Here is a 12,344-nt window from a genome sequence, read left to right as displayed (position 1 = left end):
ACGCAGACGCCAGGCGGATGTTTCGCCGTTTCACCACCGGCACGCACCGATGACCACACAATCTTAGCGTGCTGTCCTCATGCGGAGGGCTAGGTCCGCGATTCCAAGGCGACTAACCTCCATGTACACCCCCCGTCTCGCTCCTCTTTTCCACCGACGCCGCTTTGAAAGTCGTCGTACGTCCATCGTTCTCGTTGCCGCTCGTCGCCATCGTGTTGATCGGCGGATTCACGGCGTGTGACGCGCCCACGCCTATCGAGCCCGTTGTTTCTCCCGCCGTAACGGCACTGGCCACGCCATCGAGCGCGTCGGCGTCTCTGTCCGCGTCGGCAGCGTTCAGTGCCGGGCCGCAAGCGCTCGCCTTTCAGACCTACGACGGATCGGGCGAAGTGGTACACCCCGACGTCGTGCGCTTCACGGAGCGCTGGAACGGCTATCAGTGGTGGAGTACGCTCACACCGTACGCGCGCAGCTCGACGTTGTTGGAGAATCCGTCGGTGTTCGCAAGTCACAACGGCGATTCGTGGGAAGTGCCGCCGAGCGTGACGAATCCCCTCGTGCGCACCACGCGTGGCTACTTGTCCGACCCGGACCTGGTGTTCGAGCCGCACACGCGCGCCTTGTGGATGTACTACCGCGAAGTGGAGAATGCGCGCGGGTCCAACGGCAAGACGACGCACGTGGCCGACAACGTGTGGTTGATGACGAGCGAAGACGGTATGCGCTGGTCGGTGCCGACGCGCGTCGCGGCGGATTCCGGTCGGTACGTGGTGTCGCCAAGTGTGGTGCACACCGCCGACGACGACTGGCGCATGTATCAGGTGGACGCGGGCACGGGCGGCTGCTCGACCAAGTCGTCGCGCGTGACGGTGCGTCGTTCCACCGACGGCGTCACGTGGTCGTCGCGAAAAGCGAGTGGCTTGGGTCAGCCCGGCTACGTGCCGTGGCATCTCGATGTGCAGTACGTCGAATCGCGTGGCGAGTATTGGGCACTCACCGCCGCCTACAAGAGCGGCCGCGGTTGCATGACGAGCAGCCTGTTCCTGGCCACGAGTCGCGATGGGCTCACGTGGACCACGTATCCATCGCCGGTGCTCGCACCGGGCGAGTTCGCACCGTTTTCGGCGGCCGTATACCGCTCGACGTTTGCGGTCACGTCGCCCGACAGTGTGACGATCTGGTACAGTGGGGCGCGGGTGGCCACGCCGAAGCGTGGGAAGACGCCGGCGGTCTTCGCGTGGAGCGCGGCGATTTCGCCGATGCGCGTAGACTCGCTGTTCGCCCGCGTGCGCTCGAAGACCCGCACCCAACTCGGCAACGCCGCACTCGCCGGATTGGACGGCTCGTTCTCGAAGAGCGCGCCGTAGCCGCCATGCGCGACGCGTTGCGACTGGTGTTTGTGGCGACACTCCCCGAAGTGGGTGGTGCCGCTGCACATCTGCTGAGCTTGACCAGTGCGCTTGCCGGCGCCGGCCATCAGGTCAGCGTCGTCGCGCAAGAGGGGAGCGCGCTCTGGTGTTCGCTGCAGGCCGACCCGCGTATCACCCTTCACAACGCGTCGTTTACCAGCACGTATCGCGCGAGTGCCATGCGCACCGTGCGTCGCGCCATCCAGCAGCGTGGAGCCGACGCGGTGTTCGCCACCTTTGAGCGCGATTACTGGGGCACCGGTGTGGTGGCCTCGCAGTGCGGTGTGCCAGCGGCGTTCTTCCTGCACCATGCGGGGCTCAAGCGTGTCAATCGGCTCATCCTGACCAGGCTGCGCTGGGACTTCATCGTACCGTCGCACGATCTGCGGGCCTGGATTACCGACCGCGGGGTGGCGCCCTCGCGCAGTCATGTGCTGTACAACTCGGTCGACACGAGCGCATTTCATCCCGACGTGGCGTCGCGTGCCACCGTGCGGACCACGCTTGGCTTGCCGCACGATGCGATCGTCGTTGGATTCATCGGTCGATTGGAACAGAACAAGGGCGTGATTCCCTTCGCGCATGCGCTTGCGCAGGCGATGGCGCGCGATCCACGGCTGCATGCGTTGTGGCTTGGCAGCGGCCGCTGCGAACGCGAGGTCGACGACATCATCGGCGCTTCGGGCGCACCGGAGCGCCACGTGCGGCATCCGTGGGCCGATGACGTGCACCCGTATTACGCTGCGCTCGATCTCCTCGCGCTGCCGTCGACCAAACGCGAGTCATTCGGCCGGGTGCTGATCGAGGCGCAGGCCTGCGGTATCCCCGTGCTGGGGAGTGACATCGGCGGTATTCCGGAAACGATGGACGTGGGACGTTCCGGACGTTTGGTGGCCGCGGGTGATATCAACGCGTGGGGCCGTGCGCTCGGCGAGCTCTCGTCCGATGGCGCGTTGCGCACCAGCATGGGCGAAGCCGGCATCGCGTTTGTGCGTGAACACTTCGACAACGTGACGGTCGGCGCGCAGTTCGAGTCCTGGTTCTCGTCGTGGCGCGCGAGCCACCGTGGCGGCTGACCGGGTCGTCGCCGTCGATGTGTTCCGCGGCATCACCGTCGCGGCGATGCTGTTGGTCAACAATGCCGGTAATCCGATGGCGGTGTTCTCGCCGTTGCGACACAGTGCGTGGCATGGATGCACGTTCACCGATTTGGTGTTTCCGTTCTTCTTGTTCGTGGTGGGCATCACGACCCATATCACGACGCATAGCACGACGCATGTCGCCTCGGTGCCGCGCGCTACGACGCGCGACGCGCAGCCTGGCCGAACGATCTTGCGCCGCGTGGCGATGTTGTTGGGCATCGGTCTGCTGCTCAATGCCTGGCCCTTCTTCGAGAAGTCGAGTGTGGCCGGGCCGGAGTGGCTCCCGACCGTACTCGGGCACATCGTGGCGCGTGCCGCCGACCTGCGCGTGATGGGCGTGCTGCAGCGCATTGCCGTGACCTACGGGCTGGCGGCGTTCCTGAGTCGGCGGGCCTCGACGCGCACCGTGCTGCTGCTCGTTGTAGGGATTCTGCTGAGCTACTGGGCCGCACTCACCCTCGTGCCCGTTCCCGGCGAAGGGGCCATCGGCGCGCAGCTGCTCGATGAGCCGGGTCGCACGCTGGCGGCGTGGGTCGATCGTATCGCGCTCGATTGGACACGATTCGGACTCGGCTGGCATCTCTGGGATCGCGCGGTGCCGTATGAGCCGGAAGGATTGCTCTCCACACTCTCGGCGACCGCGACGGTACTGATCGGCGTACTCGCTGGTCGCTGGCTCACGTCTACGCGGCCATTGGCTGAGCGTGTGCGTGGGCTGGCCGGCGTGAGTGTTGGCCTGATCGTGGTGGGCTTGGTGTGGGGTCAGGTGCTGCCCATCAACAAGCCGCTGTGGACTGGCTCCTACGTGGTGTTCACCGCCGGTATCGCGGGCGTGTTGTTGGCCGGGATCACCGCACTCGTGCAGGGGCGTGAGCAGGCGCGGTGGCTCAGGCCGGCGCTTGCCTTCGGGCTCAATCCCATGATTGCGTACGCGGGCAGTGAATTGGTGGCGACCATTTTTCGGTCGAGCATCAAATGGAAATTCGACGGACATCGCGTCGGCACCGGCCTGGCGGTGACGCGCCTTTTGGAGTCCGTCGGCGTGGAGTCGCGCGTGGCGTCATTGGTCTGGGCGCTGGCGTTCGTCGCCCTCTGGTACGCGATCCTGCGCGCGTTGCGGACCAGAGGGGTCGCGTTCCGGGTGACGTAAGCGCTGCTTACTGCGGCGGTACCGGCCCACGCGGGCTCGCCACGCGCGGATCCTTCTTCCACTCTTCATTGTCCACGCGCATCACGCTCTTCGGGCGCAGGTTCCACTCGAAGAACGTCCATACGCGGTTCCACGAATCGATCTGTTCGGGCGTATCGTCGCGCTGTGTGCTCGACGCGTTCACACGCCGATTGAAGGTGTGGCCACATCCGCCACCACCCTGCGGCGGGTTCACGTAGATCTTCGTTTCGGCCAGATCAGGCTTGAGCGCGCGCAGCGTGTAGATGAACTGCTGGTTCTCGCGGAAGTAGACGTCGCAGTCGTTCGTGGCCACGTGCGCAATGAGCGGCACGGTTAGCTTCTCGAGCTGAAACACCGGTGAGCGGCGGATGTACTCTGGCACGTTCTCGAACGGCAAGCCCTGAATGCCTTCTTCCGCGGCGTAGTCGCGCTGATAGCCGGGGCCGTGATCGGACAAACGGAAAATCAGATTGGTGACCGGTACCATCGCTGCGCCGGCGCGGAACGGATGCGTGTCGCGCGTGAGATTGAGCGCGGTGATGAACGCGCCGTGGCTCCAGCCCATCATGCCGAGTCGGTCCATGTCGACGAACGACTGCGTCTTGAGGTAGTCCGCCGACGACAGCACGTCGTCCACTTCCTTACCGCCGTAATCGATCTTGCGATGGAAGTCGTTGCCGTAGCCGGTGCTACCACGGTAGTTGGGCGTGATGACCACGTAGCCCTTCTGCACCGCTTCGCGCACGAACGGCCACATGCTCAGTCCCCAGTTGGAGTGCACGCCACCGTGCACCCACACCAGCGCGGCATGACCGGCCGGATTCTTGGTGAGCGGCGCGAACACGTACGCCGGAATCTCGAGGCCATCGACGCGGCTCTTGTACGTGACCTTCTTGAATTCCATCACGCCTTTCGCGCGCGCTTCGTACGCGCTGTCGGTGGCGATGCGCGCCTTGATGTCGCGGTCGCAGTTGGCGCCGCAGCCGGCGAGGTCGGCGGGGTCCTTGCTCACGAACAGCGAGCGGGCGCGGGCAGTGTCGGTGATCACGACACCGCGGCGAGGCGGTGGGGCGTCCTGCGCCTGAGCCGGCGAGAGCGCGGGCAGCGCAGCGAGCAGTGCCAGCGTAAGAAGCGGGCGAACGACGAAACGGGTCATACCGTCCTCAGTAGGGGTGGCGGGAACTCCCTATTGTAGACGGTAATTCGCGTGGGTGGAATGGCGGACAGTGCGGCGGATCAATCAGGCCGCACCGTCCCCGTGATCAATTCCCGAAGGCCGCCTTGAGTCGCGCGCCGGCGTACTGCGTGGCGTCCATCGCCTTGGCGACGACCGCGCCCATTCCGAAGAACTCGTGCGCCACGCCGTCGTACACGCGACGCTCCACCGAAACGTTCGCCGCCTTGAGTGCCTGCTCCAGCATGGCGCCGTCTTCTCGCAGCGGATCGATCTGCGCGTTGATGATCGTGACCGGAGGCAGTCCGGCCAGATTCGCCTTCACGAGATTGATGCGCGGATCCTGCAGATCGGCCGGCGTGCGCGACACGTGACCCGCGAACCACCCCATCATGGCGCGATTGAGGGGCTTGGCGTTGGCGTGTTCGATGTACGACGCCGTCGTGTTCTCCGGCTGCGCGATGGGATACACCGCGATCACCGCCTTGGGGATGGGCATCTTCGCGTCACGCGCCGCGATCGCTGTCGCCACGGCGAGATTGCCGCCCGCACTCTCACCGGCAATGGCGATACGGTTCGGATCACCCTTGATGCTCGCCGCATTCTTCACGACCCACGCGTAGGCGGCCAACGCATCGTCGTGCTGCGCCGGAAACTTGTGCTCGGGCGCCAAGCGGTAGTCGACCGACACCACGATCGCGTTGGCTTCCTTCGATATGCTGCGTGCACCGCCGTCGTACACATTCTTGTCGGCGATCACCCAACCGCCGCCGTGATAGTACACCACCACCGCAAAGGGTCCGGGGCCGCTCGGCGTGTAGATGCGCGTCGGCATCGCACCGCCAGGACCGGGAATCGTGCGATCCATGCTGGAGATGCCAGGTACCATGGCCGTCGGCGTCGTGTCCCGGCCCGCTTTCGTCATCACCATCGCCACGGCCGCCGCCGGTGTGGGCTGCTTGCGCGCCTCGGCGGGTGTGAGTGACTCGATGGGCTTGCCGCCCATGCTGCCGAGTTGGTCGAGGACGCTTTGCATCTCGACGTTCGCGGCCGAGGCGCGGGTACGCGGGAGCGACATCTCGCCCGAGTCGGAGAGCGTGCCGGCGGCGGTCATGGAGTCGGCGCGTGCTGAATCCTTGGTGGCACATCCGGCGAGGCCAGCGGCACCGGCCAGCGTTACCACGACAAGGGCGCGAGTTGGTGGACTATTGAACATGTGACTCACTCTTGGAAGAAAGGACACGACAGGGAATGCCTGTACAGCGCGCCTGAGAGGAGCGCGCGCTGCACGTTGTGCTTACACGATGAACGGATCGATGATGGCGAGTACGGCGGCCATCGTCAGCGGTTCATCGAATGCCTCCGTCACTTCTTTGGCGGACACGCTGGTGACCGTCGTGACATTGAGACCGAGCTGAGTGGTGTTCGCCTCGCCGGCGTACACGGCTGCTGTACCGGTGATATCGGTGTCAGCGTTGGTGATCCACCCTTCGTTCGGCTCGTTGTCGGCGAAGTTGCCCCGAAGTCGGCGAATCTCTGCCGCGTGACGCGCTTCGACCGAATGGATCGTGAGCGCCGCCTGCAACACGTCTTTGTACGGTTGAAGCGCGGGCGCCTGTCCTTTGTACGCGCGTACACCGGTGTCCTCGAAGGCCTGCGCGACCGCTTTGAATGTGTTGTAGTTGGTGAACACGTCGGCAAATGGTCCGTTACCCGCACCGTTGCCGGCGGTAAAGTCGAACACCGGCTTCGGGCGCGCCGCGGTGCCTAACGTGTCACGCAGATACTGCACATGCGCATTCTCGTGCGCCTGGATCGTAGTGAAAATCTGCCGATCGGCTTGCGGTATGAGATTGGGTGCGGCCACTCCAAGGTTGTAGAACTCCGCTTCGAGATACTCGAGTCGGAGCGCGAAGTTGAGCACGCCGCTCACCACCGTGGGAAGTCGGCCCTGTCCATACGCATCGGTAGCGAGGGCCGCCAGCGCGGCGGGTACGGTGCCGATACGAAGACCGGCCATGACGAGCCCGGAGGTCGTCACCCCCTTGGTAATGGCATGACGGCGGGATACGAGATGAGCCGCCACGTCCGCATCGATGACGGTGAGCGCTGACACTGCGTCTGACTGCTTGGACATATGTCGTCGCTCCTAGGTGTTCGTGGCGGTGATGCTCTCGACGATGAACGGATCGGCGGCGGCAAGAACGGTTTGCGGCGTGTTCGCCGCGTCGAAGGCAGACGGTGCGAAGTCGCCGCTTCGGGGATTCAGCAGGTCACGAATAGCCGATGCGTGGCGCGCTTCGACTGACACGATCTTCCCGGCAACACCGAGATACGCGGTACTCGACAGATAGCGGGCCGCACCGTTGTACGCGCTCACACCGAGATCCTCGAACGTACGCGCCGTTTGCAGCACGCTCAGCCGATCAGAGAAATTGATTCCGCTGAAGTTCGGTGTGAGGTTGGGGATGCGTGCGCTACCGAGCGCAGCGGCCAGGAAGTCCTTGTGAACGACCTCGTGATCGCGCACATCCCGAAGCACACGTTGTTCATTCGCCGCGAAGATCGTGGTGAACTGCGCGTTGGTCACGACAGTGACGTAGAACGCGGCCTCGAGCTGCTCGAGCGCGTACGCGTAGTTGAGCACGTCGATATCGCTGGAGAAGTCGAGTGTGATGCTGCCGTCGGCCCCGACAACGGCGCGGGACGGCTCCAACTTCGGTGCAAACAGCTCCGCTCCATCGAGGGAGCAGCCCGCGAGCGCCAGTGCAGCGCCCGAGAGGCCTGCGTTGCGCAGAAAGTTTCTCCGACCCAATGTCTCTCCGATATTCATGCGCGTGTCCTCCGGCGGAGTCGTAGCAACGCGATGCCCGCCAGCCCAGCCGCAGAAAGCAGTACAGTCGAGGGCTCCGGCACGACCTGCGTGCCTACCAGCGCGACGTTGTCGAACTTGACCAGTGGTTCGGAAAACTGATTGTTGGCGGTAAGTCGGAGGCTCGTGAGGTTGTTGAACGTCGCGTTCAGCATGACCGTCATGAATCCCGATTGCATGCCGAGCAAGTCGAACGACTGGGTCACGTTCCCGCCTGCTCGCGTTCCGGTGAACAGCACGGTCGTATTCGCTTCGAAGTACGGTGCCAGCGCGATCGACAGAAACGAGAACTGGCCACCGCCCACGCGCGTGATATCGATGAGCGATCCCAAGCTTGTGTTGAGCAGGAATGAGGGCGTGGTCGACCCATCAAAAATCGGACTGTTCGCACTGCCGGCAACGAATGCGTCGATGGACGGCGCTCCAGTGCAGGGCACGCCAACAGCCGTGAACTGAAATCCGCTTTCCACATAGCAGTTTTGTACGAACCGAATGCCCGAGCCAGGCGAGCTTTCGGTGAGTGCATCGAATGTGACGGTGGCGGGTTGGGCGTGTAGCGTGTGTGCGGGCCACGCGATACTGGCGATACCGAGCGAGAAGATCGTCAGCACACGGGTCAATCGAGAGCAGGTTGGTACCATCACGGACTCCAGCGTAGGAGGGGCGCGGCTAGCCGCATCACGTTCGCGTGCGTCTCGATCATTCAAGAATCGCGCCCCTTCCTATTCCGCTGAGATGTTGTCCGGCAAACCGCTGAGCAACTTGTCGAGTGTTATCGGATAGTCACGCACCCGCACGCCGGTGGCGTTGTACACGGCATTCGCCACCGCCGCCGCCACGCCGCAAATGCCGAGCTCACCGACACCTTTGGCCTTCATGGGCGACGACACCGGGTCGGTTTGCTGCAGGAAGATCACGTCCTGATGCGGGATGTCGGCGTGCACGGGTACTTCGTATCCGGCGAGGTCGTGATTCACGAAAAAGCCGCGACGCGTATCGACCACCATCTCTTCCATCAACGCCGCACCGACGCCCATCGTCATGCCGCCGATTACCTGGCTGCGCGCCGTTTTCGGATTGAGGATGCGTCCACACGAACAGACCGCCAGCATCCGCCGCACGCGTATCTCGCCCGTGGCGGCATCGACGCCGACCTCGACGAAGTGCGCGCCGAACGTCGACTGCTCGTACGTCTTGTCGAGATCGCCGAACTCGATGAAGTCTTCGGCGACCATGCCGCTGTCGCCGGCAACACTCGCCAGCGATGTGCGCTTCGTGCCCGACTGCACCTCGCCGTTCGCGAACACGGCGTCGGCGCCGAACCCAAGCTTCTGCACGATGGCTTCGCGCAGCTTCATGCACGCGGCGTATACGCCCGACGTCGAGCTGTTGCCGCCCCACTGCCCACCCGAGCCGGAAGACACGGGGAACGTAGAGTCGCCCAGCTTCACAACGACGTTGTCGAGCGACACACCCATCGTTTCGGCGGCGGTTTGTGCGATGATCGTGTAGCTACCGGTGCCGATGTCGGTCATGTCTGTCTCGACCGTAATCACACCCGCCTTGTCGAGTCGTACGCGCGCCGCCGACTTCATGACCGGATTGCCTCGTATCGCGGCGGCCACGCCCATTCCCACCAGCCAGCGACCGTCGCGCGTGGAGCCGGGCTGCGCGTTGCGCTTGCTCCAGCCGAACTGTTCGGCCCCGGTGCGTAGGCACTCGATCAACGAACGCTGGGAGAACGGACGTGAGGGCTTTTCTGGATCGACCTGCGTGTCGTTGCGTACGCGCAGTTCGATGGGATCCATCTTCAGCTTCTCGGCCAGCTCGTCGATGGCAATCTCGAGCGCCATGAGTCCGGTTGCTTCGCCCGGCGCACGCATGGCGTTCGACTCCGTGAGGTCGAGCACGGCGAGACGGGTGGCCGTCATGCGATGGGCGCCGCTGTAGAGCAGTCGCGTCTGACTGACCGAGGCGTCGGACCCGCCGCCCTTCAAGTCGCCCGACCAGCTTTCGTGGCCGATGGCGCTGATCACGCCGCTACGCGAGGCGCCAAGGCGAATACGCTGAATCGTGGCGGGGCGGTGCACGGTGTTATTAAACATCAACGGCCGTGGCAACGTGACCTTCACGGCTCTGCCGGCGGCGCGCGCGCCGAGTGCGGCGAGGAGCGCGTCGGCGCGCAGGAAGAGTTTGCCGCCGAAGCCACCGCCGATGTACGGCGACACGACCCGCACGTTCGCCTTCGGGATCTTCAGCGTCTCCGCCAAGTCGGTCACCGCCCAGTCGACCATCTGATTGGAGGTCCACACCGTGAGCTTCTCACCACTCCAGGAGGCGATGGTAGCGTGGGGCTCCATCATCGCGTGCGCGTGATCCGGTGTGGTGTAGGTGGCATCCAGCTTTACCGCGGCGCCCGCGAACGCAGCGGCAAAGTTGCCGACTGCGGTATCGGGCGCCGCGCCGTTGCTGGGTGGGGGCTTGATGGCGGTGGCTTTGGCCGCGGCGAGGTCGAACGAACCCAACGCCTTCAGGTATTGCACACGTACGAGCTGGGCCGCGGCGGTCGCCTGCTCGAAGGTTTCCGCGACGACCAGCGCCACGGCCTGGTGATAGTGCTGCACGTCCGGACCAGCCAGCAGCTTGGCGGTGTTGCGCTTGGCGAGGCCAAGCGGTCCCGCATCCAACGCGGTGACAATCGCGATCACACCTGGTGAAGCCTTCGCGGCGATCGCATCGATTGAGGAGATCTTGCCTTTCGCGATCGACGCACCCACCATCACGCCGTACGCGGCGTTGGGCGCGGCGTCATGTCGTTCGTAGGCATACGGTGCCGTGCCGGTCGTCTTCAACTTGCCATCAATACGCTCGGTCGCCTTGCCGACCACCTTGAGCTGATCGATCGGATTGGTGGTCGCGGGCTTGTCGTGCTTCATGCGCGTGCTCCCTTGGCTTGCGCGATGGCCGCCCCCAGCGCGCGCTCGACCAGCTTGAGCTTGAAGGCGTTCTCCTTGGTGGGGGTGGCGCTGGCGAGCAGCTTCTTCGTGGCCGCTTTCGCACCACTCGGCAGCGCCGCGTCCGCACTGCCCATGCGCCACGGCTTGGGTGCTACGCCGCCAACAGTCACGCGGCCGGTGCCGTCGGGTTGCAGGATCACGCCAACGGATATCAGCGCGAAGGCATACGAGGCACGGTCGCGCACTTTCAGGTACACGTGGGCGCCGCCGACGGGCTTGGGGAGCGTGACGCTGGTGATGAACTCGCCCGGTTGCAGCACCGTCTCGATGTTGGGCGTGCTGCCCGGCGGCGTGTGGAAGTCGGCGATCGGCAGTTGACGGGTGCGTCCGCTCGGTAGCACGGTATCGACGGTGGCGTCGAGTGCGCGCAGTGCGATCGCCATATCACTCGGATGCGTGGCGATACAGGCGCGGCTCACGCCAACGACGCCGAGCAGCCGGCTGTAGCCGCCGATGGCGCTGCATCCAGTGCCCGGCTGCCGCTTGTTGCAGGGCTGGTTCGTGTCATAGAAGTACGAGCAGCGCGTGCGTTGCAGCAGATTGCCGGCTGTCGTCGCCTTGTTGCGTAGCTGTCCCGAAGCGCCGGCTAACAGCGCACGCGACAGCAGGCTGTAATCGCGCCGCACGAGCTCGTTGGCGGCCAAGGCGGTATTGCGTACCAGTGCGCCGATGCGCAGCCCGCCGCTGGCGGTGGGTTCGATGGTATCGAGACCGATGCCATTCACATCGATCAAGTGCGCCGGTGTCTCGATCTCGTGCTTCATGAGATCGAGCAGATTAGTGCCGCCGGCGATGAACTTGGCTTTGGGGTTCTGTGCCGCAGCGGCCGCGGCAGCGGCGGGTGTCAGCGCGCGCTCATAGGTGAAGGGCTTCATGTGGTGGCCCCTGCCACGTCGCTGATCGCGTCGACGATGTTGGAGTAGGCGGCGCAGCGACAGATGTTGCCGCTCATGCGTTCGCGCAGCTCAGCGGCCGTGACGGCGGGCTTGACCATGAGATTCGCCGTGACATGGCTCGGAATGCCTTGCTTGATTTCGTCGAGTACGGCAACGGCTGAGCAGATCTGCCCCGGTGTGCAGTATCCGCATTGATAGCCATCGTGCTTGACGAACGCCGACTGCATCGGGTGCATGGCGTCGGGCGTGCCGAGGCCTTCGATGGTGGTGATCGTGTCCCGCTCATGCATGACGGCCAACGTGAGGCACGAGTTGATGCGCGCGCCGTTCACGATCACGGTGCAGGCTCCGCACTGGCCATGGTCGCACCCTTTCTTGGTGCCCGTGAGCTTCAGCTGCTCACGGAGCGCATCGAGCAATGTCGTGCGCGTATCGAGTGCGAGCTGGTGCGTTTGGCCATTCACTTTAAACGACACATTCATCAGCGCGTTCGCCATTGGCGCTGCTGCCGGCGCATTCGTTGCGGCCTCTGCGGTCGCATACGGCATGAGCTGCGATGCCGCTGCTGCGCTGGCACCAACCACCAGAAAATGTCGGCGGCTGAGATCGTACTCGTCGTGTGGTGACATGTCGCGTGCTCCCGGGGCGCGGCGTTCCGTGACG

The 12,344-nt window shown here is 64.5% G+C and carries 11 protein-coding genes; 3 read left to right on the top strand and 8 right to left on the bottom strand.

Annotated elements, in window-relative coordinates:
* Positions 1-164: 164 nt before the first annotated feature.
* The 3 genes from HKW67_RS13840 to HKW67_RS13830 are packed head-to-tail and all read left to right on the top strand — an operon-like array spanning position 165 to position 3,701.
* Complete coding sequence (locus HKW67_RS13840) at positions 165-1,367, top strand: glycoside hydrolase family protein (RefSeq protein ID WP_171225939.1); 1,203 nt, start codon at positions 165-167, stop codon at positions 1,365-1,367.
* A gap of 5 nt (positions 1,368-1,372) precedes the next feature.
* Positions 1,373-2,485: a glycosyltransferase family 4 protein gene (locus HKW67_RS13835; RefSeq protein ID WP_171225938.1), complete on the top strand. Its 1,113-nt coding sequence runs from the start codon at positions 1,373-1,375 to the stop codon at positions 2,483-2,485.
* On the top strand, positions 2,475-3,701 hold the full coding sequence (locus HKW67_RS13830; protein WP_171225937.1) for an acyltransferase family protein: 1,227 nt from the start codon (positions 2,475-2,477) through the stop codon (positions 3,699-3,701). The genes HKW67_RS13835 and HKW67_RS13830 overlap by 11 nt, the downstream gene beginning before the upstream one ends.
* A gap of 7 nt (positions 3,702-3,708) precedes the next feature.
* Here the strand turns inward: HKW67_RS13830 and HKW67_RS13825 are convergent, their stop codons facing one another.
* The 8 genes from HKW67_RS13825 to paoA form a co-directional block, all read right to left on the bottom strand.
* Positions 3,709-4,878 carry an alpha/beta hydrolase family protein gene (locus HKW67_RS13825; RefSeq protein ID WP_171225936.1) on the bottom strand — a complete coding sequence of 390 codons (1,170 nt, stop codon included), beginning with the start codon at positions 4,876-4,878 and terminating at the stop codon, positions 3,709-3,711.
* A gap of 106 nt (positions 4,879-4,984) precedes the next feature.
* The gene (locus tag HKW67_RS13820) at positions 4,985-6,112 is read right to left on the bottom strand and encodes an alpha/beta hydrolase (RefSeq protein ID WP_171225935.1); all 1,128 of its coding nucleotides are present in this window, start codon (positions 6,110-6,112) and stop codon (positions 4,985-4,987) included.
* An 81-nt stretch (positions 6,113-6,193) separates the two neighbouring features.
* Positions 6,194-7,033, bottom strand: a complete 840-nt coding sequence (locus tag HKW67_RS13815; RefSeq protein ID WP_171225934.1) for a ferritin-like domain-containing protein — start codon at positions 7,031-7,033, stop codon at positions 6,194-6,196.
* Between the two features lie 12 nt (positions 7,034-7,045).
* Positions 7,046-7,729: a ferritin-like domain-containing protein gene (locus HKW67_RS13810; protein WP_171225933.1), complete on the bottom strand. Its 684-nt coding sequence runs from the start codon at positions 7,727-7,729 to the stop codon at positions 7,046-7,048.
* On the bottom strand, positions 7,726-8,379 hold the full coding sequence (locus tag HKW67_RS13805) for a PEP-CTERM sorting domain-containing protein (RefSeq protein ID WP_230981180.1): 654 nt from the start codon (positions 8,377-8,379) through the stop codon (positions 7,726-7,728). The genes HKW67_RS13810 and HKW67_RS13805 overlap by 4 nt, the downstream gene beginning before the upstream one ends.
* Before the next feature lie 111 nt (positions 8,380-8,490).
* Positions 8,491-10,704, bottom strand: coding sequence for an aldehyde oxidoreductase molybdenum-binding subunit PaoC (gene paoC, locus HKW67_RS13800; RefSeq protein WP_171225931.1), 2,214 nt, complete (start codon positions 10,702-10,704; stop codon positions 8,491-8,493).
* A complete protein-coding gene (locus HKW67_RS13795; RefSeq protein ID WP_171225930.1) occupies positions 10,701-11,660 on the bottom strand; it encodes an FAD binding domain-containing protein in 960 nt (319 codons plus the stop codon). The genes paoC and HKW67_RS13795 overlap by 4 nt, the downstream gene beginning before the upstream one ends.
* A complete protein-coding gene (gene paoA, locus HKW67_RS13790) occupies positions 11,657-12,310 on the bottom strand; it encodes an aldehyde dehydrogenase iron-sulfur subunit PaoA (protein ID WP_171225929.1) in 654 nt (217 codons plus the stop codon). The genes HKW67_RS13795 and paoA overlap by 4 nt, the downstream gene beginning before the upstream one ends.
* Between the last annotated feature and the right edge of the window lie 34 nt (positions 12,311-12,344).

Source organism: Gemmatimonas groenlandica (assembly GCF_013004105.1).
Lineage (GTDB): Bacteria > Gemmatimonadota > Gemmatimonadetes > Gemmatimonadales > Gemmatimonadaceae > Gemmatimonas > Gemmatimonas groenlandica.
The sequence above is the reverse complement of the archived record's forward strand: the minus strand, read 5'-3'. Positions and strand labels throughout refer to the sequence as shown.

What these genes read in the sequence shown, in the direction of transcription:
- HKW67_RS13820 (WP_171225935.1), bottom strand. Translation starts at nt 6,112, where the DNA reads ATGTTCAATAGTCCACCAACTCGCGCCCTTGTCGTGGTAACGCTGGCC.
- HKW67_RS13825 (WP_171225936.1), bottom strand. Translation starts at nt 4,878, where the DNA reads ATGACCCGTTTCGTCGTTCGCCCGCTTCTTACGCTGGCACTGCTCGCT.
- HKW67_RS13815 (WP_171225934.1), bottom strand. Translation starts at nt 7,033, where the DNA reads ATGTCCAAGCAGTCAGACGCAGTGTCAGCGCTCACCGTCATCGATGCG.
- paoA (WP_171225929.1), bottom strand. Translation starts at nt 12,310, where the DNA reads ATGTCACCACACGACGAGTACGATCTCAGCCGCCGACATTTTCTGGTG.
- HKW67_RS13810 (WP_171225933.1), bottom strand. Translation starts at nt 7,729, where the DNA reads ATGAATATCGGAGAGACATTGGGTCGGAGAAACTTTCTGCGCAACGCA.
- HKW67_RS13795 (WP_171225930.1), bottom strand. Translation starts at nt 11,660, where the DNA reads ATGAAGCCCTTCACCTATGAGCGCGCGCTGACACCCGCCGCTGCCGCG.
- HKW67_RS13835 (WP_171225938.1), top strand. Translation starts at nt 1,373, where the DNA reads ATGCGCGACGCGTTGCGACTGGTGTTTGTGGCGACACTCCCCGAAGTG.
- paoC (WP_171225931.1), bottom strand. Translation starts at nt 10,704, where the DNA reads ATGAAGCACGACAAGCCCGCGACCACCAATCCGATCGATCAGCTCAAG.